The sequence below is a fragment of the Deinococcus sp. KSM4-11 genome (assembly GCF_004801415.1).
GTDB lineage: Bacteria > Deinococcota > Deinococci > Deinococcales > Deinococcaceae > Deinococcus.
In genome coordinates this window covers 110669-131738 of sequence record NZ_SSNX01000009.1, presented here as the reverse complement: position 1 = coordinate 131738, position 21070 = coordinate 110669, and the positions used below count along the sequence as shown (strand labels likewise).

General features: G+C 67.8%; 22 protein-coding genes. 14 read left to right on the top strand and 8 right to left on the bottom strand.

Annotated features, from left to right (window positions below):
* Positions 1-59: 59 nt before the first annotated feature.
* Positions 60-2567, bottom strand: a complete 2508-nt coding sequence (locus E7T09_RS19685; RefSeq protein WP_136390915.1) for a G8 domain-containing protein — start codon at positions 2565-2567, stop codon at positions 60-62.
* Between the two features lie 187 nt (positions 2568-2754).
* On the opposite strand from E7T09_RS19685, the gene E7T09_RS19680 reads away from it, so the two are divergent.
* The 3 genes from E7T09_RS19680 to E7T09_RS19670 are packed head-to-tail and all read left to right on the top strand — an operon-like array spanning position 2755 to position 5464.
* Positions 2755-4158, top strand: a complete 1404-nt coding sequence (locus E7T09_RS19680) for a nicotinate phosphoribosyltransferase (RefSeq protein ID WP_136390914.1) — start codon at positions 2755-2757, stop codon at positions 4156-4158.
* Complete coding sequence (locus E7T09_RS19675) at positions 4155-4880, top strand: TIR domain-containing protein (protein WP_136390913.1); 726 nt, start codon at positions 4155-4157, stop codon at positions 4878-4880. The genes E7T09_RS19680 and E7T09_RS19675 overlap by 4 nt, the downstream gene beginning before the upstream one ends.
* Entirely contained in the window at positions 4877-5464 is a 588-nt protein-coding gene (locus E7T09_RS19670) for a hypothetical protein (RefSeq protein ID WP_136390912.1), read from the top strand. The genes E7T09_RS19675 and E7T09_RS19670 overlap by 4 nt, the downstream gene beginning before the upstream one ends.
* 86 nt (positions 5465-5550) lie before the next feature.
* On the opposite strand, the gene E7T09_RS19665 is transcribed toward E7T09_RS19670, so the two are convergent.
* The gene (locus tag E7T09_RS19665; RefSeq protein ID WP_136390911.1) at positions 5551-6246 is read right to left on the bottom strand and encodes a hypothetical protein; all 696 of its coding nucleotides are present in this window, start codon (positions 6244-6246) and stop codon (positions 5551-5553) included.
* A 144-nt stretch (positions 6247-6390) separates the two neighbouring features.
* Between E7T09_RS19665 and E7T09_RS19660 the strand changes: the two genes are divergently transcribed.
* From E7T09_RS19660 to E7T09_RS19625, 8 genes are read left to right on the top strand one after another with little or no spacing between them, the layout of a single operon-like run.
* Positions 6391-6834, top strand: a complete 444-nt coding sequence (locus E7T09_RS19660) for an NADAR family protein (protein ID WP_136390910.1) — start codon at positions 6391-6393, stop codon at positions 6832-6834.
* On the top strand, positions 6831-7430 hold the full coding sequence (locus E7T09_RS19655) for a hypothetical protein (RefSeq protein ID WP_136390909.1): 600 nt from the start codon (positions 6831-6833) through the stop codon (positions 7428-7430). The genes E7T09_RS19660 and E7T09_RS19655 overlap by 4 nt, the downstream gene beginning before the upstream one ends.
* Positions 7427-8029, top strand: coding sequence for a nicotinamide mononucleotide transporter family protein (locus E7T09_RS19650; RefSeq protein WP_136390908.1), 603 nt, complete (start codon positions 7427-7429; stop codon positions 8027-8029). The genes E7T09_RS19655 and E7T09_RS19650 overlap by 4 nt, the downstream gene beginning before the upstream one ends.
* On the top strand, positions 8022-9116 hold the full coding sequence (locus E7T09_RS19645) for a serine hydrolase (RefSeq protein WP_136390907.1): 1095 nt from the start codon (positions 8022-8024) through the stop codon (positions 9114-9116). The genes E7T09_RS19650 and E7T09_RS19645 overlap by 8 nt, the downstream gene beginning before the upstream one ends.
* Entirely contained in the window at positions 9116-10111 is a 996-nt protein-coding gene (locus E7T09_RS19640; RefSeq protein ID WP_136390906.1) for an AAA family ATPase, read from the top strand. Before E7T09_RS19645 ends, E7T09_RS19640 begins: the two co-directional genes overlap by 1 nt.
* Positions 10112-10157: 46 nt before the next feature.
* On the top strand, positions 10158-10640 hold the full coding sequence (locus E7T09_RS19635; protein ID WP_136390905.1) for a hypothetical protein: 483 nt from the start codon (positions 10158-10160) through the stop codon (positions 10638-10640).
* A gap of 58 nt (positions 10641-10698) precedes the next feature.
* Positions 10699-11511 carry a class I SAM-dependent methyltransferase gene (locus E7T09_RS19630; protein WP_136390904.1) on the top strand — a complete coding sequence of 271 codons (813 nt, stop codon included), beginning with the start codon at positions 10699-10701 and terminating at the stop codon, positions 11509-11511.
* Positions 11512-11558: 47 nt separating this feature from the next.
* A complete protein-coding gene (locus tag E7T09_RS19625) occupies positions 11559-12344 on the top strand; it encodes a TM2 domain-containing protein (RefSeq protein WP_136390903.1) in 786 nt (261 codons plus the stop codon).
* A gap of 55 nt (positions 12345-12399) precedes the next feature.
* On the opposite strand, the gene E7T09_RS19620 is transcribed toward E7T09_RS19625, so the two are convergent.
* Together E7T09_RS19620 and mscL are read right to left on the bottom strand one after the other, a co-directional pair.
* Positions 12400-13653: an aminotransferase class V-fold PLP-dependent enzyme gene (locus E7T09_RS19620; protein ID WP_136390902.1), complete on the bottom strand. Its 1254-nt coding sequence runs from the start codon at positions 13651-13653 to the stop codon at positions 12400-12402.
* Between the two features lie 107 nt (positions 13654-13760).
* A complete protein-coding gene (gene mscL / locus E7T09_RS19615) occupies positions 13761-14141 on the bottom strand; it encodes a large conductance mechanosensitive channel protein MscL (protein WP_136390901.1) in 381 nt (126 codons plus the stop codon).
* A 162-nt stretch (positions 14142-14303) separates the two neighbouring features.
* Here mscL and nth point away from each other — a divergent pair, with 162 nt between their 5' ends.
* Together nth and E7T09_RS19605 are read left to right on the top strand one after the other, a co-directional pair.
* Positions 14304-14987 carry an endonuclease III gene (nth, locus tag E7T09_RS19610; protein WP_136390900.1) on the top strand — a complete coding sequence of 228 codons (684 nt, stop codon included), beginning with the start codon at positions 14304-14306 and terminating at the stop codon, positions 14985-14987.
* Positions 14988-15071: 84 nt separating this feature from the next.
* Entirely contained in the window at positions 15072-15794 is a 723-nt protein-coding gene (locus E7T09_RS19605; protein WP_136390899.1) for a zinc ribbon domain-containing protein, read from the top strand.
* A gap of 147 nt (positions 15795-15941) precedes the next feature.
* Here E7T09_RS19605 and E7T09_RS19600 read toward each other — a convergent pair whose 3' ends face one another.
* The 3 genes from E7T09_RS19600 to E7T09_RS19590 all read right to left on the bottom strand — a co-directional run bounded on the left by E7T09_RS19600 (position 15942) and on the right by E7T09_RS19590 (position 19256).
* A complete protein-coding gene (locus E7T09_RS19600; RefSeq protein WP_136390969.1) occupies positions 15942-16898 on the bottom strand; it encodes an asparaginase in 957 nt (318 codons plus the stop codon).
* Positions 16899-16914: 16 nt separating this feature from the next.
* Positions 16915-17844 (bottom strand): hydroxymethylbilane synthase, encoded by a 930-nt coding sequence (hemC, locus tag E7T09_RS19595; RefSeq protein ID WP_136390898.1) that lies wholly within the window; start codon positions 17842-17844, stop codon positions 16915-16917.
* Positions 17845-17960: 116 nt separating this feature from the next.
* On the bottom strand, positions 17961-19256 hold the full coding sequence (locus E7T09_RS19590; RefSeq protein ID WP_136390897.1) for an MFS transporter: 1296 nt from the start codon (positions 19254-19256) through the stop codon (positions 17961-17963).
* A 270-nt stretch (positions 19257-19526) separates the two neighbouring features.
* Between E7T09_RS19590 and E7T09_RS19585 the strand changes: the two genes are divergently transcribed.
* The gene (locus E7T09_RS19585; RefSeq protein ID WP_136390896.1) at positions 19527-20552 is read left to right on the top strand and encodes a C40 family peptidase; all 1026 of its coding nucleotides are present in this window, start codon (positions 19527-19529) and stop codon (positions 20550-20552) included.
* A 90-nt stretch (positions 20553-20642) separates the two neighbouring features.
* Here E7T09_RS19585 and E7T09_RS19580 read toward each other — a convergent pair whose 3' ends face one another.
* Positions 20643-20867 carry a transcriptional regulator gene (locus tag E7T09_RS19580; protein ID WP_136390895.1) on the bottom strand — a complete coding sequence of 75 codons (225 nt, stop codon included), beginning with the start codon at positions 20865-20867 and terminating at the stop codon, positions 20643-20645.
* Positions 20868-21070 lie beyond the last annotated feature (203 nt).

The following is a 21070-nucleotide window of genomic DNA, read 5'->3' as shown; positions in this document are numbered from 1 at the left end:
TCAGTTCAGGGTAGGCAGGTGGGCATGATCAGGTCATGACCGGGCCAGGGCGCGGCCCATCACTGGCACAGGGCGGCCTTGCAGACGTCCAGCACGGCGAAGTCAGTCCCCGGTCGCACGACGAGTTTCAGGTACAGGGTGCCGCCGTTCAAGGCATAACTGTCGCCGGTCGTGGCATCCAGGCTGGCCAGGGGCACCTGCTTGAGGCGGTTGCGCTCGTCAATCCACCAGTCGCGGTAGAGGATCGGCGTGCCTGTCACGGGCAGGGTCAGGCGCAGCGTGTCGCCGGGGGCGCGGCCGTCGAAGCCCAGGCGCAGGTGCGTAGAGGCCGCGCTCGGGACCAGGGCGTACGCCTCGCCCAGGCGCACGCTGGTCGAGAAGGAGGTGAAGTCGTCCGGCGTCCCGGTCAGGTCAATGCCGCTGCCCCGGGCGTTCGAGGCGTGCAGCGGCGCGAGCTTGCTGCCGGTCACGTCGTTCAGCCACAGCCGGGCGTAGGTGCCGCCGCACACGCTGGCCCCCCACGCGGGTCGCGCGACGCAGTCGGGTGCGTCCCGCAGCAGGGCACTGGCCGTCACGGTCTTGCCCGCGGTTCCAGTCACGCTGCCATCGGCATCCAGGAAGGTCGCGGCCTTGTCGCCGTCCTTGTCGGGCTCGGCGGGGGGCAGGTAGACCGGCAGGCTGTCGTCGAGCCACGTCACACCCTGCGCCGCGTTCGCCGGGTCGATGGAGAAGGCGTTCTGCGTCAGGTAACCCAGACCGCTCGCCTGCCGCACGCTGTCCGGGTGGAAGGCGGCCAGCGCGGTGTCGCGGATGCTGACGTGACCGTCGTAGAACTGGTAGCCGCGAATGGGGAAGGTCGCGTCCCACGGGCGGGGCAGGCTGCGGCCCCTCGCCCCGGTCTTCTCCCAGGGCTGGGGGGTGCCGACATTGGCGGTCTCGCCAACCAGCAGAGAGCCGGTCAGGGCGGTCTGGTCGGCGGCGAAGGTGGCGCCCACGGCATTGTCGGCGAGGGCCGCGCCATTCAGGGTGAGGTGCTCGCCGCGCAGCCACGCGCCCTGATCCCGCTGCTTGTACGCGGTGAAGTTCGTGAAGGCGGCCGGGGCGGGCGCGGACTTCTCGTCGGCGGGGTTCACCCGCGGCATGTAATACGTGGTCTCGGTGTGGGTGCCGTCGGCCTGAGGGCCGTTGTCCACGTTCAGGCCCCGGTCGCCGCTGTGCGCCACGTTGCCGTCGAAGGCCCCGAGCGGCGTGCGGCGGTTCCAGATGGCCGCGCCGCCCGCCGCGCCCAGGCCGGTCGGGTGTTCGGGGAAGGCCAGCCAGAAGCCGCTGCCCTCCACGCCCGCCGCAACGTTGTTTTTCACAGTGTTCGCCGGGTGGCTGACCCAGTACCCGGCCGGGTCGTTGTCGCTGTCCAGCAACGGTGTCTGGCCCTTCTCCTTGTCGGGGCGGCGCACCAGGGTCACGAGGTTCCCGGTGATCTGGGTGCCGGTCTCGTCGCCGTCCTCCAGGAAGATGCAATGGCCGACGTTGTCGTACGTGACGTTGTCCTGCACGCGCAGGTCGCTGGTGCCGTGCACGACGAGGCAGCGGTTGAAGGACTGGTGAATGGAGTTGTCGCGGAAGTACGACCCCGCGGCGCTGCCCAGGCGGTGGAAATGCACCGGGTAGCGCCGCAGGGTGTTCACCTGCCCGACGCGCGTGAACTCGGTGCCCTCGATGTGGGCGGTGGCCGCGCCCATGATCATGACGTGCGCGCCGAGCTGCGACTGCATGGCGTCCTCGCTGGCCGCCACGCGGATGTTGCGGGTGAGCAGACCGACCTCGGCGCGTTCCACCAGCGTGTGGCCGCCCAGGGTGGTGGTCTGCGCCCAGTGCGTGAACCGGAGCGGCGTGGCCAGCGTGACCTGGGTGCCCGAGACGCGCTGCACGACCACCTGCTCGGTCTGTCCTGGGTCGAAATCCGTGCTGGCCAGGGTGAGGGTGCTGCCCGGTGTCCAGTCGGGCGCGCGTTCCAGCGTCAGGGTGCTGCTGCCCGCATTTGCCGTGGCATTCAGGCGCGTCCACGGGAGCCGGGTCTGGCCGTGCAGTTCCAGCGTGCCGTCCATGATCCCCAGTACGCGGTCGCCCATATTCATGACGTTCTCGTCGGGCGTGGTGTTCGTCAGGATGATGTCCGCGTCGTGCGTGAAGGGTGCGGCCTCGCTGCCGATCCGCAGTTCGCCGTGAACCATGAGCCACTCGGATTGCAGGGTCAGATCCTTCTCCGCGAATTCCAGGGCGCTGCCGGCGGGAACCGTAAGGCCCGCCAGGGCAGGTGGCGACACGTCGAGGATCACGCGTTTCCCGGCGGGCAGGGTCACGTTCGCGCCGGCGGCTGGCAGGGTGCCGCCCCAGGTGGCGGGATCGCTCCACGCGGCGCTGGGCAGGTTCGCGGTGGGAGGGGTGCCAGGAGGTGTGGTGCTGGGTGGCGTGGAGCCCGTCTGGGCGCCCGTCTCTGCACTCGTCCCTCCGCAACTGAGCAGCAGGGTGCAGAGAGCCAGGGCAACGGTCAGGCGGGGCACACGCATGAAGAAATCGTAAATGAACGCCCGGTCGGGTGGCGTGAAGGACTTCGCAGCGCTCCCCCGACGGATACCCCCGTCAGCGTGGCACGAGTCTGCCATGCAGCACCCTTTCCGAAACTAGTTCTCATATTTGTCATAATAGTAAATCGGATTATGAGTCAGCAGCAGACCCCATCCTGGGAGGCACACCATGACCACCACACTGAACCGCACCCACCTGTCCGACGACAACCTGATCCTCGACACCGACAGCTACAAGAGCAGCCACTTCCTCCAGTACCCAGCGGGCACCACCCGCCTGTTCAGCTACCTGGAAAGCCGGGGCGGCAAGTACCCCGCCACGCGCTTCTTCGGCCTCCAGTACCTCCTGGACAAATACCTCACCCGGCGCATCACCGCCGAGATGGTCGAGGAAGCCCGCACCCTGATCGAGGCGCACGGCGAACCCTTCCCCTTTGAAGGCTGGATGCGAATCGTCACCGTCCACGGCGGCAAGCTTCCCCTGGAAATCCGCGCCGTTCCGGAAGGCACGGTCGTGCCCATCCACAACATCCTGATGAGCGTCACGAACACCGACCCCGAACTGCCGTGGCTGCCCGGCTGGTTCGAAACCATGCTGATGCGCGTGTGGTACCCCACCACTGTCGCCACGCAGTCCTACGCCATCCGCGAGATCATCCGCGCCGCCCTGGAACACAGCAGCGACCGCGCCGCCGAGGAACTGCCCTTCAAACTCCACGACTTCGGCAGCCGGGGCGTCTCCAGCCGCGAGAGCGCAGGCATCGGCGGCCTGGCGCACCTCATCAACTTCCAGGGCAGCGACACGCTCGAAGCCCTGCGCGTGGGCCGCAACCACTACGACGCCGATATCGCCGCGTTCAGCATTCCCGCCGCCGAACACAGCACTATCACCAGCTGGGGCAAGGAACACGAAGTCGACGCGTACCGCAACATGATCGCCCGCTTCAGCAAACCCGGCAGCGTCTACGCCGTCGTCAGCGACAGCTACGACCTCAAGAACGCCATCAACAACCTGTGGGGCGACACACTCAAACAACAGGTGATCGACGCGGGCGGCACGCTGGTCGTGAGGCCCGACAGCGGCGAACCGCCCGCCATGGTGCGCCTCGCCGTGAACGCCCTCGCTGCCCGCTACGGCACCACCACCAACAGCAAGGGCTACAAAGTCCTGAACCACGTCCGCGTGATCCAGGGCGACGGCATCGACGAACAGACCATCCGGCAGATCCTGGGGAACCTCGACGTGGACGGCTACAGCGCCGAGAACGTCGCCTTCGGCATGGGCGGAGCGCTGTTGCAGAAAGTCGACCGGGACACCCAGCGTTTCGCTTACAAGGCCAGCGCGGGCCTAATCGACGGCGAGTACCGGGGCATCTACAAAGACCCCGTGACCGATCCGGGCAAACGCAGCAAGGACGGCGTCCTCGATCTGGTGCAGGAAAACGGCCGCATGGTCACGAAGGCGTACAAGACCTTCGATACAGACTTTCCCGGCAGCCTCATGCGAACCGTGTACCGGGACGGGGAGTTGCTGGTGAGGGACACGCTGGACGAGGTAAGGGGCCGGGCGTGAGTTCGATCGTCGATTCTGCTGCTGCTATAAAAAATGCTATTGACACGGGTATAGCTCCTTCTTACGGAACGCCGGCAAAGCGAATAAAGCAGCTAGTAGAGTCATATTTTCGTATAAAGAATGAATTCATCTCTGAAATTTCTCCGCCAGAAGGGTTGTTGACTTCCTCTAGACCTCCAGAGATCTACCAGTCTGGCTCAGGTTCTAGTGAAGAATACTACCATTCAGATGATCTACACGCGATTTCGGACGAAATTGGTATCCTCTTATCGGTATGGAGCAGCAAAAATTCTCGGGGCTCAAGGTTGTCACCGAGGCCTAGAAGAGTTTTTCTATCGCATGGACGGGATGCTGCTTGGCGAGAGATTCAAGAATTTGTCGAACGCACTTTGGAAATTCCCACTCTTGAACTAGCTCAAGAGGCCAATAGGGGTAGAACCATCTTCCAAAAGCTAATCGATGAATCGGATAACTGCGGATATGCGGTAATTGTTATGACGGGCGACGACTTTACTTTAGACGAGCAAGTTAGAGCTAGAGAGAATGTCATTCATGAAATCGGCTATTTTCAGGGTAAGTACGGCGCGGATAGGGTGTGTCTGCTCCACGAGAATGAAGTAAACATACCAACAAATATTCAAGGGGTTGTATACATTCCGTTCCCCAAAAACGGAATCGCCGCAGCATTAGGGGGTTTAACGCGCGAGTTGAAGCATTTATGAACGCTCTCCTCCCCCTCTTCCCCGCTCTCCAGTCGCTGGAGCCGCTTGGTCTCCCCGCTTCTTCCCTCTCGGAGTGGTTCGCTTACGCTAACCAGCGGCAGGCGGCGCGTCTCGCCACGCACGTTCAGACCGAATTCCACGCTCTGCTGGTTGCTTTTGCAGGGGCGGTAGATCACACCTACCTTCGTTCCGATGCCTTCCAGGCTAACGTCGTCCAGGCCGTCCGCGCCGCCGAAATGGCTGAATCGGAAGACAAGCTGCGCTTCATTGCCCGGGCGCTGGCCGGGTGCGTGCTGAGCTTCCCGCCGCCCGCGCCGGACAAGTTCCAGACCATGCGGATCATAGAGGGAATGTCGGATCGGGAACTGCGGGTGTTTGTAGGAATGTTCGACCTGCTCGACCCGATTGACCCGTTTGGGGACAGCGTGCCCGTGAACGGCACGGCGACGGTGGCGGGCCTGTCCCGGCAGGAGTTCGCGGCGGCGCTGCTGGGGCTGGCGCAACAGGGGTTTCTGGTGCGGGAAGGCGAAGTCTGGAATCTAACGGCCCTGGCCAGGCAGGTGGCTGTGCTCACACGGATTTGAGGAGATGAATGGTGAGTGGTCTCGATCTCGTTCGTACGGCCCGGCAAGGCAATGGCCCGCGTGTCAGACCAGCATGGTCGCACCGCTCAAGGCACGTATTGGTAGGGCACGGAATCGGTGGTACTGAAGGTGTAGCAGCTCGCCACCGGGCATTTCAGGGTGATATCGACGAAGCCGGTGCCGGGCGGAGCGACGGCGGTGATGGTGTAACGTTCCAGGCCGCCGGGCATCTGGACGGGCGCGGTGACGCCGGTAGCCTGGACGGCACCGAAGTACACGTCGGGCAGGGTGAAGCCGGGTGGGTCGGCGGGGTTGTACGTGAGGTTGCCGTCGAAGGCCAGGGTGACGGTGGTGCCGCCGGTGGCGGGGCCGCTGGTGGGGTAGGCGGTCAGCAGGTACACGATGGGTCTGGGCGTGGGTTGCCGGAAGGTGTACACGCCGGCGTTCACCTTGCCGTATGGGGTGCGGACGATCACGGGGCGACGTCCGGGCAGGTTGGGTGGGGCGACGACAGTCAAGACGGTGCCCGCAGCATTGATGTTCAGAGCCGTGCCGGGGCCTTCGCCGCCGAAGTCGAGGGTGGCGCCTTGCAGGTTGGTGCCGACGATGGTGACGGTGGTAGGGAGGGGATTGGCGTTGGTACCGTTCTCGACCTGGCCGGAGAAGATCGTGGCGGTGGGGACGAGCGAGCTGGGCGTGGGCAGGCCGCCGCCGCAGGCGGTGATGGCGAGCGTCAGGAACGCCAAGCCGGGCGGGCGGGGCCTTCGGTGGTGGGCGGTCATCGTTCCTCCAGTGCCGGGAAACGGCGGTTGAAGTGCTCACGTACGACGCGACCTGAGTGAGGGCTTCCAGCCTGTGGGCGGGTTCCTGGGAAAACTGTACTCCTGCGGGTTGGCGGGCGGCAGGACAGATGTGGAGGTCTGAAGATGGAACCGATTCTGTTTTACGCGACTGATAAGCCGTACGGGGAGTTCAGCAACTTTAGCCGGCATCCCATCGAGCTGGATGGTTTGGTCTGGCCCACGTCCGAGCATTACTTCCAGGCACAGAAATTCGTGGGCACACCCCATGTCGAGGAGGTGCGCGCCCAGCCGACGCCGATGCTGGCGGCGCAGCTGGGCCGGCGGCGCGACCTGCCGTTCCGCACCGACTGGGAGGCAGCGAAGGACGACGTGATGCGCGTGGCGCTGCACGCGAAGTTCACGCAGCACGCGGACTTACGGGCGCTGCTGCTGGGTACGGGGGAGGCGGTGCTGGTCGAGCACACACGCAACGATGCCTACTGGGCCGATGGCGGCGACGGTTCGGGCCGCAACCGCCTGGGCGAACTGTTGATGGAACTGCGCGGACAGTTGCGGGGCGGGGCATGACCGCACCGCGCTCCTGGGACGTGTTCGTGATCGGCGGGGCGTCCGGCGTGGGAAAGTCGTCGGTCGCTGGGGCGCTGGCGCAGCATTTCGGCGTGGCCCTGGCCGAGGCGGACGATTTCAACGTGCTCTGGGAGCACCTGACCACCCCTGAAGGACAGCCCACGCTGCACTGGTGGAGCACGCACCCCGATCCCTTCTCGCTGGGCGCGGGTGAGATCGCGGCGCGCACCGCCGAGGTCACGCGGGTGCTGCGGCCCGCGTTCGCGGCGGTCGTCGTGGATCGTCTGGAGGCCGAGCGGCCCGCCGTGCTGGAGGGCGATGACCTGACGCCGGAACTGTGGGACGAACCGGCCCTCGCGCCGTTCATCGAAGCCGGGCGGGTGCGCGGCGCCCTGATCGACGAGCCGGAGCAAGTCCAGCTCCTCGCCAACTTCCTGAGCCGTGAGCCGGAGGCCGGGCCGCAGCACCTCCGGGCCGCCGTCAGCGTGGCTTTCGGACAGTGGCTGGCCGCGCGGTCGCGGGAACGCGCGTGGCCGGTCGTGCCCACGCGGCCCTGGGAGACCGCCTTTGCCCGGCTGCTGGCGGTGGCGTCATGAACGTGTTTGGCGTGAACATTCCCCCGCTGGCCCTCGACCTGTCGGGCGGGCTGTGCGTGCTGGTCAGCCTGTACTTCCTGTTCGGCAAATCCAGCGCGTACTGGCACTGGAGCAACCTGTCGCTGCTGCCGTACTTCCTGCTCTTCCTGGCGGGCGGGCAGTGGATGCTGGCGGGCTTGCAGGTCACGTACCTGCTCTTCGGCATTCACGGGCTATACCTGTGGCACCTGGAAGCCCGCCGGGCACGGGGCGAGATCCACTTCAACGAGCCGGTGTGGTACGGCGTGACGTGGGTGGCGAGCCTGGCGATCTTCGCGTACACGGTGGCGGTCACGGATTTCACTGCCGCGTGGAACTGGGTGCAGTTCGTGGCGGTCACGTTGTCGCTGGTGGCGAACTTCGGCACCACGCGCCGCTGGGCGTGGTCGTGGCCGGTGTGGATCGTGGTGAATGCGGTGCAGGCCGTGTACTTCTGGCATGCGAGCTACTGGATGCTGTTCACCCTGCAGTTCATCCTGGCGGGCATGAGCGTGTACGGCTGGCGCACCTGGAGGCGGGATGAAGCCCGGCTGACCGCGGGTACACTTGAGCATGCGTAACGTCATTCTGGCGGCGGCCCTGCTGGGCAGCACTTCCCTGGCCCAGACAGCCCCGATCCAGGACTTCTCAGGCCTGCTGGACGGGCTGCGCGCCAAGTACGGCCTGCCGGCCCTGATGGGGGTGGCCGTGACCGGCTCCGGCATGTTCGGGGCGGGCGTGTCGGGGAACGTCACGCCGGGCGGGGCGGCGGTGACCGCCAGCAGCGTGTTCCAGCTGGGCTCGACCAGCAAGACCATGACGGCCACCATGATCGCGCGGCTGGTCGAGAAGGGCCTGCTGAGCTGGGACAGCAAGGTGGTGGACGTGCTGCCCGACGTGAAGATGCGCGACGAGTACCGGGACGTGACCCTGCGCACGCTGCTGGCCCACCGCGCGGGCACGCCACACCTGCCGCCGCCCGCCATGGCGGGTGACCGGTGGGCGGCCCGCAAGGCGTTCATTGAGCAGGGGTACGCGCAGCCGCATCTGCCAGCCGGGTACTCGTACTCGAACGTGGGCTACGTGACCGCCACCATGATGGCCGAGAAGGTCACGGGCAAGGACTGGCAGACGCTGATGCGTGAGGAACTGTTCGGGCCGCTGGGCATGACCGGCTGCACCTTCGGGCCGGGCGAGGCGGGCGATCCCCTGCCCCACCGGTTCACGGCGACGGGCGTGCAGGTCTTCCCCATGGACAGCGGAAACTCGGCGGTGGTCGAGGGGTCGGATCGGGTGCGCTGTCCGGTCATGGGCATGGCGCCGTTCCTGATCGCGCACCTGACCGGCGAGGCGGGCGGCTCGGCGTTCCTGAAAGCGGAGACGTGGAAGCGCCTGCACACCGACAGTTTCAGCCCGGACAGGCCGGTGTACGCGCAGGGCTGGTCGATCAATCCGGCGGTGCCGTGGGCGAAGGGGCCGCTGCTGTGGCACACGGGGTCGAACACCTTCAACTACGCCTACATGTGGGTCGTGCCGGGCCGCAATGCGGCGGTGCTGGTGGCCACGAATGTCGGAAACGACGAGAAGAACACCGCCGACCGGGCCACGGCCGCCCTGACCGACGCGATCAACACCCTGATCCGCGAAGTCTTCAAGGCGAACCCATAGTGGTTCAGCGGTACCGGCATGGCCTGATCGTCGGGAAGTTCGCGCCGCTGCACGTGGGCCACATGAGGGTGCTCGACCGGGCGCTGGCCGAATGCGACCGGGTCAGCGTGTGGGTGTACTCGCGGCCCGACTTCCCGGACATGCCGTCTCCGCTGCGGCGCACGTGGATTCGCAGGCTGTACCCGGCGCGGCTGGTTCCGGGGCTGGAGCTGCTGCCGGACGCGCCGAATCCGCCGCTCAATGACGAGCCGGACAACGTTCACCGCGAGTACGTGCGGGGGGTGCTGGACGGCTGGGGTGTGCAGCCGGACGTGGTGTACACGTCCGAGAGTTATGGCGAGGCCTTCGCGGCGTCGCTGGGTGCAGCGCACGTGTGTGTAGATCAGGCTCGGGCAACGGTGCCGGTCAGCGGCACGGCCCTCCGGGCGGACGTTCACACCCTGCGGCACTTCCTCGATCCCCTGGTGTACGCCCACTTCGTGCGGCGGGTGGTGATCCTGGGCGCCGAGAGCACCGGCAAGAGCACCCTGACGCGGGCGCTGGGGGAGGCCGTTGGCACCGCCTGGGTGCGCGAGTACGGCCGGGACGTGTACGAGCGCGAGAACGGGGCGCTCTCGCCGGAGCATTTCCTCGAAATCGCGCGGGGCCACCGGGCGCTGGAGGACGAGGCGGCCACGTCGCCCGGCGTCCACCGCTGGGTGTTCAGCGATACCGACGCCGCCACGACGCTGATGTGGTCGTACCTGCTGACGGGCACGGCCCGCCCGGAACTGCACGCCCTGGCCGCAGAGTGCCGGTTCCGGTACGCCCACGCCTTCCTGTGTGGCACCGACCTGCCGCACGAGCAGGACGGCTGGCGGGCGAATACCGAGGTGCGCGGCGTGCAGCAGGCCTTTATCCGGCAGGATCTGACGTCGCGCGGGGTGCCGTTCACGCTGCTGCGCGGCAGTGTCGCGGAGCGGGTGGCGCAGGTGCGGGCCGTGCTGGAGACCTGACCGTCCGTTTCATGTGTCGATGAGCGGCCAGGGTCACGCTTCCTGCATGACCACCTCTGCCGTTCGCCGCCTGACCGTGCTCGCCTCCATTGCTGTCGTGGCCGGGCCGCTGAGCACGTCGCACGCCATCCTGGACAAGACGCGTTTTGTCGCGCACCTGGGTGTGGCGTACTACGCGTTCCATCACTGGGTGCTCGCGCCGTACCGGGCCGGACGGTTTGCCAGTGGCGCGGCCGGGCGAACCGCGGCCTTCGCGAAGGGCGGACTGGCCCTGCTGTTCGCGGCGCACGAAGTGAACGTGGCCGAGAAGGTCGCGCATACCAGTCACGACCCGGTGTTGCAGAAGCTCGATGGGGAACTGGTCAAGCTCAAGGCGTCGTTCACGGCCATCGGCAACAGGGCCAAGGCCGGGCAGCTCAACGACAGCGACATCCAGTCGCTCACCGACGCGACCACACAGATCGGCAGCGATTCGGCAGCCGGGGGGCATCCAATCAGGGACGTGGCCGCCCCGATTCCCGGACTGTAAGCCCAGCCTCCCGGTGAAGTCCGGCCACCGGGCGGGGCGGCCCAGCGTACAGTGATTCATGACAACTTCAGAGGGGTGGGAGGAACGCAACCAGCGGCAGTTCGACAACCTCGCGGCGTCTTACGACCGGATGGGGTTCCTGACGCTGACCGCGCAGTTCGTCGCCGATCAATTGGATGTCCGCGTCGGGCAGGAGGTGCTGGACGTGATGACGGGCACGGGCAGCGTGGCCCTAGCGCTCGCGGCAAAGACCGAACCGGGGGGCCGGGTGGTGGGGGCGGACCTGTCGGACGGCATGCTGAGCGTGGCGCGCTCGCGGGCGGGCGGCCTTCAGAACGTCTCCTTCGTGCAGGCGGACGCGACCGCCCTGCCGTTCGGTGACGCGTCCTTCGACGTGGTCGTGTGTGCCTCGGGGTTGTTCTTCGTGCCGGACATGGTCGCCGCGCTGCGGGAGTGGCGGCGCGTGGTGCGGCCTGGGGGCACGGTGGTGGTGTCGTCGTACGGACAGGGCCTGATGGGCGACCTGCCGGGCCGCTGGCGGGCGCGGCTGGGCGCGCACGGGGTCACGCCGGGCTTTCCGCCGCTGGGGCGCATTCCCAACCAGGATGCCGCCTGCGACCTGTTCGTGGCGGCGGGGCTTGCAGAGGTGACCGTGGAACAGACCGACGTGCCCTACGTCCTGCCCGACGTGGACACGCGCTGGACGGACATCGTGGCGGGCTTGGAGGGAGGGCCGCTGGCGGGCTTCACGCCGGAGGTGCGGTCGCAGATCGAGGCGGAGCACAGGGCGGACCTCGCGCCCCTCTTCGCGGACGGGCGGGTCACGGTACCGCTGCCGGTGATCGTGGCGCGCGGCGTCCGCCAGCACTGACTTTCGGCGGATGAAACTCCGGGCAGGTTGGCGGCGTACTGTGGGGCATGACGAACCCTGACGATAAAGCGGGCACCGACCGGACTCCCCAGGGAAACGCGCCGTCCTGGGTGGACGAGGTGCTGAACGCGCCCGCCGCCGCGCCCAGACCGGCGGCCCCACCCGCGGCGCCGGCCGCCCCTGCCCCCTCGTGGGTGGATGACGTGGTGACCGGCCCACAGGCCGCCCCGGCCGCTTTCCCGAGCCAGCCGGCGCCGCCCGCTGCTCCGGCGGTGTCGGCGGCCCCCACGTGGCCGGAGGATCTGCGGATTCCCGAGCCTGCCCCGCGCGCCGCGCCAGCTGCACCCACGGTGACCGCGGACGGCGACTGGGTCTCGCGGGCCACGGGCGCCCAGGCGAAGGATCCGGTCATGCCGCAGGGGCCGTACGCGGCTCCAGCATCGGCCCGCAGCGAGCTGGATTCGCTGGGTGACAGTGCGCGGCAGGCGATGCAGCAGGTCAGTTCAGCGATCTCGTCGAGCGACGTGGGGCAGAAGAAGGTGATCGCGGGCCTGCTGGGCATCATCCTGGGCAGCCTGGGCGTGCACAAGTTCTATCTGGGCATGACGACGCCGGGCCTGATCATGCTGGGCGTGAATGTGGGCGTGTGGATCCTGGCCCTGCTGCTCGGACTGGTCACGCTGGGCGTGGGCCTGATCGTGACCATTCCGCTGGCGAGCCTGGTGAGCGGCGCGATCGGCCTGCTGGGGCTGGTGGAGGGCATCATCTACCTGACCAAGTCCGATCCGGACTTTGAGCGCGACTACGTGATCGGCAAGAAGGCCTGGCTCTAGGCCTGCAGCGAGGAGAGCAGCGGGCCAGCCGGCCCGCTGCTCTCCCCTGTTCTGCTTACAACGCCTGTTCGATGTCGGCCTGGAGGTCGCCCAGGTCTTCCACGCCCACGCTCATGCGGATGGTGGTGGGGGTGACGCCGGCCGCGTACCGGGCCGCTTCGGGCACGCGGCCGTGGGTGGTGGTCCAGGGGTGCACGACCAGCGTCCGGACGTCACCGAGGTTCGGAGCGATCCGCAGGACGCGGATACGGGAAAGGAAGGCCGAAGGATCGGGCACCTCGAAGGTCAGGACGGCCCCCTGCCCGCGCGGGAGTTGTTTCATGGCGTTCGCGTGGAAGCGGTGATCCGGCAGGCCGACGTAGCTGACCTTCCCGACCTTCGGGTGTGCCTGGAGCCACTGCGCGAGGGCCAGGGCGGTCACACTTTCCCGCTGGACGCGCAGGCCGAGGGTTTCGAGACCCTGGGCGATCAGGAACGCGGAGTGCGGGGCGAGGGTCATACCGATCTGGTGCGCGCCCAGCCAGCGCTGCCGCCACGCCAGGGCCGCCTCCCCGCGCACGTTCAGGATGCTGCTGGCACCCCCATCCGCGAAGATCGGGTTGCGGCTGACGTCATGCCGGGTACCGACGGTGACGCTGCCGCCCATGACGCTGCCGTGCCCGCCCGCCCACTTGGTCAGCGACTGCGAGACGATGTCCGCTCCGTGCTCCAGCGGTCGACACAGGTAACCCACGCTGCCGCAGGTGTTGTCGATGGCCAGCACGGCACCCTGCGCGTGCGCGATGTCGGCCAGCGCGGCGATGTCCGGCACGTCCCCGGAGGGATTGCTGATCATCTCCGCCCAGATCACGCGGGTGTTCGGCTGCATGGCGGCCTGGATGGCCTCGGGGGTACCGTCCACCAGCGTGGCGGTGATGCCCATCAGCGGGAGGATGTTGGTGAGCATGCCGGTCGAGCCGCCGAACAGGCTCGCGGCGGACACGACGTGATCCCCGGCGCGGCACACGCTGAGGATGCTGGTGAGGGTGGCCGCCTGCCCGGTCGAGACGGCGACGGTGGCCGCGCCCCCTTCGAGCGCCGTCAGTCGGGCTTCCAGGGCGCGGACGGTCGGATTCTGCAGCCGGGCGTAGCTCAGGCCGTCGTTGACCTGGAATTCCTCCTGCGCCTGCTCCAGCGTGTCGAACTGGAAGGCGGCCGCCGCGTGGATGGGAAAGCCGATGGTCTCCCCCAGGCCGCGGGGAATGGCGGTCTGGACGGCGGCCGTCTCGTACGTCCAGGGGGCAGCGGTGGGGTCGGCGTGATCCGTCATGCGCTCAAGCTACCCGCCCAGGCGACTGGGGGTGGCGGGGCTGTCCGGATGGCGACAGAAAAGACGCGGCCCCGACGAACGGAAGCCGCGTTCCGGTGAACCTGGGTTCAGGGGCGGGCGCGCAGGGCGTCGCGGATTTCGGCCAGCAGCTTTTCCTCGTTGCTGGGCTCGGCGACCGGGGGTTTCTCCTCGCGCTTGAGGCGTTCGTTGATGTGGTTCATGGGGACGACCACAAACAGGTAGATCACCAGGGCGGTGAGCACGAACTGAATCAGCGCCGTGATAAACGTGCCGTAGTCGAAGACCACACCGGAGACCGTGAAGGCCCCGCCGACCTTGGCCCCGCCGGTCACGAGTTTCACCAGAGGGTCGAGCAGGAATTTGGTGAAGGCGGTGACCACGGCGCCGAACGCGGCACCGATGACCACACCGACGGCCAGATCGACCACGTTCCCGCGAAGGACGAAATTCCGGAATCCCTGGAGCATGCGTGGAGTTTTACACTTTCCTTAACTTAGCGCAATTCCTTACAATTCGGTTGTCTAGACTGATTGCAAACGATTGCAACTTGTTTCATAGGCCGTGGGAGGCCGACTGGCCCGTCCTGTTCCACATCCACGCGTACCTCCCAGCCGCTGTAGCCTGACCACGTGACCCGTTCCAGCCGCCCTGCCGCGCCCACCCGTCTGCCTGCCGGTGCCCGGCAGCGAGCGCCGCAGGTGCTGGCCACCCTGGAAGGCACCTACCCCGACGCCCGCACCGAACTGAACTTCAGCACGCCCTTTGAGCTGCTGGTCGCCACCGTGCTCAGCGCGCAGGCCACGGACGTCAGCGTAAATGCGGCCACACCCGCCCTCTTCGCCCGCTACCCCGACGCCCACGCCATGGGTACCGCCCTGCCCGAGGATCTCGAACCGCTGATCCGCTCGATCGGCCTGTACCGGGGCAAGGCCAGGAATCTGGCCGCGCTGGCCCGACTCCTGGTTCAGCGCCACGGCGGCGAGGTTCCGAATGACTTTGACGCCGTCGTGGCCCTGCCCGGCGCGGGGCGCAAGACGGCGAACGTGGTGCTTAGCAACGCCTACGGCTACCCGGCCATCGCCGTGGATACGCACGTGGGCCGCCTCGCCCGGCGGCTCGGCCTGAGCACGCACGCCAACCCGGACAAGGTGGAGGCCGACCTGCAAAAACTGTTCCCGCGGGAGCGCTGGGTATTCCTGCACCACGCCCTGATCCTGCACGGCCGCCGGGTGTGCCACGCCCGCACGCCGGACTGCGGTGGCTGCGCCATGCAGGGTTTCTGCCCGCAGGTGGGCGTGACCGCCCACAGCTGACCGGACGCGCCGCCGCCCCGGCGGTCGTTCATGTGTCATGTACGCTCCGGCCGCTTCGGGGAACATGGGGGTAGACTGCAAAGAATGAGTGACACGACCCCCCTTCACCGCCTGCAACGCGTTCAGGAACTCGACCTGAACCTCGACCGCCTGCGCGATGAGGAACTGAATATCCCCGATGACCTGCGGGCTGCCCGCAGCCAGCAGGAAAGCCTGAACAATGACCTCGAAGACACCGAGATCACCCTGGAAGACGTCGACCGGCGCGTACGCGGCCAGGAGCAGGATCTGGCCGGAACCCGCGAGCAGATCGAGCGGGCCAAAGAGGAGCAGGACAAGAACGCCTACGACGCCCGCGCGCAGTCGCAGTACGGCAGCCGCATCCAGCAGCTCGGTGAGCGGGCCGACGAGATGGAAGAGGATCTGGTGCCCCTGCGCGAGCGCCAGCGGGAACTGAACGAGAAGGCCAGCGGCCTGCGCGCGCAAATGCGCGAACTGCGCCCGGCTCTGTCTGCCCTGGAAGACCGTGACGACCAGCGCGTCCAGGATCTGCGTCAGCAGGGCGAGGCCGACCGGCAGGAGCGCGCGGCCCTGGCCGAGAACCTCGACGGGCGCACCATGCGCGAGTACGACATGATCCGCAAGGCGAAAAAGGGCCTCGGCGTCGTGGAGATCAAGGGTGGGCGCTGCTCGGGGTGCAATGTGGTGCTGCCCGTCAGCATCCAGCAGAAAGCCGCACAGGGCAAATTGCCACCTGTCAAATGCCCGTCCTGCGGACGCTTCCTGATCCGCCTCGACCTGCAGTAATCCGCCCGCACTGAAACGCCCGCCAGTCGACATGGCGGGCGTTTCGATGGTCGGCCACGGAATTCATGCCGAGGGCGCAGCCGGACGCTTCCGTTTAGTCTGGCGCTTCTTCTGCGCTCCTCCCAGTGAACCCCAGCGGACCGTGAATCAGTACGCGTCGTCCGCGAACACGTGGCGGATGCCCGGCGTGTCCAGACCACAACTCAGCAGCGTCAGCAGCAGCAGCCGCGCCTTGTGGGCATTGAGGAAACTCGCGGGAATCGCGCCCGCCTCTACCAGCGTGGCCCCGCCACCGGGGTAGCCGTACACGGGCAGCACCGGCCCGGCGTGCGTGCGCGTGGCAATCACCACGGGTTTCGGCGTGTCGCGGATTAGCGGCAGCAGTTCGGCGGGCAGGTTCCCGGTACCAAGCGCGGCGATGACCAGCCCATCGGCACGCCGGGCCGCCTCAGCGTAGCCCTCGCCCTGCCAGCCGGCGTAGGCGTACAGCACCTCCACGTGGGCGTCCAGGTGGGGTGGGGCCAGAGGCGTACGGGCATCCGGGGTGGCGAAGTACTCGACATGCGCCACATGACCGACCCGATCGATCCGCCCGATCGGACCGGGATACCCGCCGAACGCGTCCACGGCCGTCGTGTGGATCTTCGTGACGGTGCGCGCGTCGAAGATGTCGCCGCCGAACACGACCAGCGCGCCGCGCCCGCGCGTGCGGGGGTGCAGGGCGACCTGCGCGGCGTCCAGCAGGTTGCCGGGCCCGTCCCAGGAGGCTTCCTCCATGTGCCGCATGCTGCCGGTGAGCACCACCGGAATGCTGGGCGGCAGCAGCAGGTGCAGCGCAAAGGCCGTTTCTTCCAGCGTGTCCGTGCCGTGCGTGATGACCACACCGTCGTGCTGCGGCGCAACCTGCTCGACCAGCCGCGCCAGCACCAGCATGTGCTGCGGCGTGACGTGCGGGCTGGGCAGCGTGAACGGCTGGTAATCCGTGACCACCACGCCCTCCAGGCCCGGCACGCTGGGGGCCTGCTGCGGGGTGACGCCGCGCCCGTCCGGAGCGGGCCGGCTGGAGATGGTTCCGCCGGTATGAATGACCGCCAGCCGCTGCAGGCCTGTCAATGGAAGGTCAGACGTGCGCGGCGTCCACGAGGTCGCGCGCGCCCTGTCCCAGCATGTCCTGCGCGAGTTCTGCGCCCAGATCCGCGCATTCGGCCGCGTCGCCCTGGGTGGTGCCCCGGATCACCTCGCGGCCGTCCAGCGCGCCGACCCAGCCCTCCAGCGTGAGCAGGCCTCCCTTGATGGTCGCGTGCGCGCCGACCGGGGCCATACACCCGGCACCCAGGCCCGCCAGGAACTCGCGTTCGGCCGTGATGCGGTCGTCGGTGGTGTGGTCGTGGATGGCGTAGGCCACCTCGATGTTCAGGTCGTCGTCCGCGCGGGTCTCGAGCGCCAGCGCGCCCTGCCCCGGCGCAGGCAGCAGGATGTCCGGCTCGATGAACTCGTCGATGCGGTGGCGCATCTCGGTGCGGATCAGACCGGCGGCCGCCAGGATGATCGCGTCGTACTCGTCGCCCGCCAGCGCGGCGAGGCGCGTGTCGATGTTGCCGCGCAACTCGATGACCTGCAGATCCGGCCGGTACGCCTTCAGGAAGGCCTTGCGGCGCACGGAACTGGTGCCCACGCGGGCGCCCTGCGGCAGGCTGGCGAGCTGCTTCATACCTTCCTTGCCGACCAGGATGTCCCGCGCATCGACGCGCTTGGGAATGCTCGACACTTCCAGTTCCGCCGGCTGTTCGGTGGGCAGATCCTTGAGGCTGTGCACCGCGATATCGATGCGGTTCTGCAGCAGGGCGTCCTCGATCTCCTTGACCCAGAAGCCCTTGTCGCCCCGCTGGGCCATTGCCACGAGGCTGCCCCGCTGCTGGTCGCCTTTGGTGCTGATCGTCTGAATGCGGAAGTCCGTGTCGGGCCACTCCTCTTTCAGCCGGGCGACCACCCAGCGGGTCTGCGCGAGCGCAAGCGTGGAGCCGCGCGTTCCTACCGTCACCGTACGCATAACCCGCGCATTATAGGGGTCACGGGCCTACCGCGCACCTCGGCTTCCAGCCGACATGCCCACGGCCTGTCCACGGTTGCCGTCCGGCTGCCCGGCGGTGCCTCTCCGTCGTCCCCTCAGTCGGCCGGGGCAGCTTGAGCCTCGGGCGTCACCAGCTGGCGGGGCAGGCGTGTCCATAGGAACAGCAGGGCCAGGGCGCCCAGGGCAGCCAGGGCGATCAGGCCCACGCGCGGCCCGAGCGGTCCGGTCTTGCCGATCAGGTAACTGGAGATCAGCGCGCCGGGCGGGCCCATGCCGACCAGCACGAAGGAATACAGGCTCATGACCCGGCCGCGCAGGTGGTCGGGAATGGTCAGCTGCACGCTGCTGTTCGCACTGACCAGCAGGCTCAGCATGCCGAAGCCGCACACGGCCAGCACCGGCACCGCGAGCGTCGCGCCGGGCGTGAGGGCCAGCGCCGTGGCTGACCCGATCAGGATCAGCGCCCCGATCCGCAGGTTCCGCAGCGGGTTCGGACGGCTGGCCTGCCACAGCGCGCCCGCCATGGCCCCGGCCCCGAAGGCCGCCGAGAGGAGCCCGAAGGTCGCCTCGCGGGCGCCGAACACCACGCGGGCGTAGTAGGGAATGATCACGTTGAAATTGATGATCGTCAGGCTCATCAGGCCGACCAGCAACATGACGTTGCGGACTCCCGGCGTGCGGCGCACGTAGCGCAGGCCCTCGCGGACGTCGTCGAGCATGCTGCCGTGGGGCGCAGCCTCGCGGGGTGGGAAGGGCAGGGTCGCCAGGACGTAGAGCACCACGAAGAACGACGCGACATTCAGGTAGAACGGCAGCGCGAGGTGCGCGAGCCGGCTGCCGTCCCCGCCCGCCAAGAGGGACACGCCCAGCGCGGCGACTACTCCGAACAGCGCCTGCCCCAGCGTGCGGCTCACGTTGAACGACAGGCTGTTCAGCGCGACGGCATTGCTGACGTCGCTGCGCGGCACGAAATCCACGACCATGCTCTGCCGGGCGGGCATGTCGAAGGCGTTCGCGCAGCCCGACACGAACGCGATCAGCATGACCAGCGGCAAGGTCACGACCCCCAGGTGCGTGGTCACCGCCAGCGCCACGGCCGTGAGCAGCAGCACGCCTTGGGTGGTCAGCAGCACGCGGCGCCGGGGCAGGCGGTCGATCACGGCCCCCGCGAACAGTGAGAGCAGCAGGCTGGGCGTGAACTGCGCGACCGTCACCCAGCCCAGCGCCGCGCTGCTGCCCCCGGACAGTTCCAGCACCAAGTACTGCTGGGCGGTCGCCTGCATCCACGTGCCCACCAGCGACAGCAGCTGGGACATCCAGAAACGGCGGTAGTTGGGGTGGCGCAGGGCGCTGAACGTCCGGACTCGCCACGCGTCGGCACGCGCTAGCACGCCCCCTACCATACGCCCAGGGGGAACGGTCGGCCGCCTTGAGCGAGCCTGAAGAACTGAACGTGGGGTCGACCGGCAGGGGTGTGTGGCACTGCCCTTGGCCACAGGATGTCGCCAGACTGCCTGCCAGACGCATGCTATTGGTCGAGTCGGCTGGAAAGCCCGTGCTGGACGTTGCGTTCTGGGGAAAGGCATGTTACGGTGCCAAGGTCAGCACCATTCACCAAGTTCAGAGCGTTTCCTCACGTCGTCCCTGCGAGCCTGCCCCGGATGCCCAGACCACACCCTGTCGTGATCCGTTCCCTGCTGCTCCTGGCCCTGAGCCTGGGAGCCGCTGCGGCCACCGCGCCGGGGCCGGTACTGCCCGACCCGGCGTCGACAGTCACGGTGCAGCCCGGCGATACCGCGTACTCGATTGCCCGCCGGGCCGGCATCAGCGTGGACACCCTGCTGGGCCTGAACGGCCTGAGCGCCCCTACCCTGAAAGTCGGGCAGACGCTGCGCGTGCGAGAGGTGCTGGTCTACACCGTGCAGCCCGGCGAGACCCTGTACGCCCTGTCACGCCGCTATGGCGTGAGCGTGGAGGCCCTGCTGTACGAGAATGCCCTGCCCCCCGGAGCGACCCTGAAGGCCGGTCAGGCCCTGCGGATTCCCGCGCGTCCGGGCGCGACCACGGCCAGCGTCCCCGCTCCACCTTCGGCTCCGGCCAGCCCGCCCACTTCCCCCACCTCCAGCTCGGCCACATCAGGTGGAGTGCTCGGGTCACCCTTCCTGCCGGCCCTGCCCGCGCCGGATCGGCCGAACCTGAGTCCACCCAGCAAGCTGCCCACGTTGCCGGCCGCCCTACTACCACCGCTGGTGCCGGACGCCACGGCCAGCACCCTTCCGGTCGCTAGCGGCCAGCCCACGGACTGGCTCTCGGCGGCGCTCTCGCTGCTGGGCACCCCGTACGTGTACGGCGGGGCCAGCCGCAGCGGCACGGATTGCAGCGGCCTGGTCGTGCAGGTCTTCACACCGCTCGGAATGAACCTGCCGCGCACCAGCGCCGCGCAGGCCCTGGTGGGCGATCCGGTCGAGAGCGGTCAGTGGCAGCCGGGCGACCTGGTGTTCTTCGACACGGACGGCCAGGGTCACGTGTCGCACGTGGGCATCTACCTGGGAGATGACGCCTTCGTGGACGCGAACACCTACCAGGGAAAGGTGGTCGTGGATCACCTGCTGGGCGACCGCTACTGGGCGGCCCGGTACATGGGCGCTCGGCGGGTGTTGCCGGTACCGCTGGCCATGCGCCCCTGAACACGGCAGCGCGCCGGGCTGTGCTGAACCTCTACCGCCATAGAAAAGCGCGCCCGGGCCGGAGCTGGGCGCACAATGAGACGTCGAGGTTCAGGATTCGTCGCTGATGTCGTCGGCCTCGAGGATCGCGCGGTATTCCTCGAGGTGCGCGCCCTCGCCCAGTTCGCGGGCGATCTTCTCGATGGCCAGACGCACGACCTCGCTCTTGCTGATCAGGCGCTCGGGGCTGGACAGTTCGTAGGCCGTGCGGGTCAGGAGGGCGTCCTGCTCATCGCTGATAACCACCTGCAGGCGTTTGCGTTCCTTCTTGGGCATACCTCTCCTGAGCGGGCCACCGGCGGGTTCCCGGGGACTCGGGGGTAGCGTAGCACGTCACCTGAGTGTCCTCAACATCGTCCTCCACGTTGCATCTCCTGGGTTGGCGACCATCAGTACAGCACTCAGGTGAGGCGCCCCGAAGTCTGGACAGCTCCTGCCCAGACCGGCTGGCAAAGCGGCCCGCCTAGACGTACAGTGAG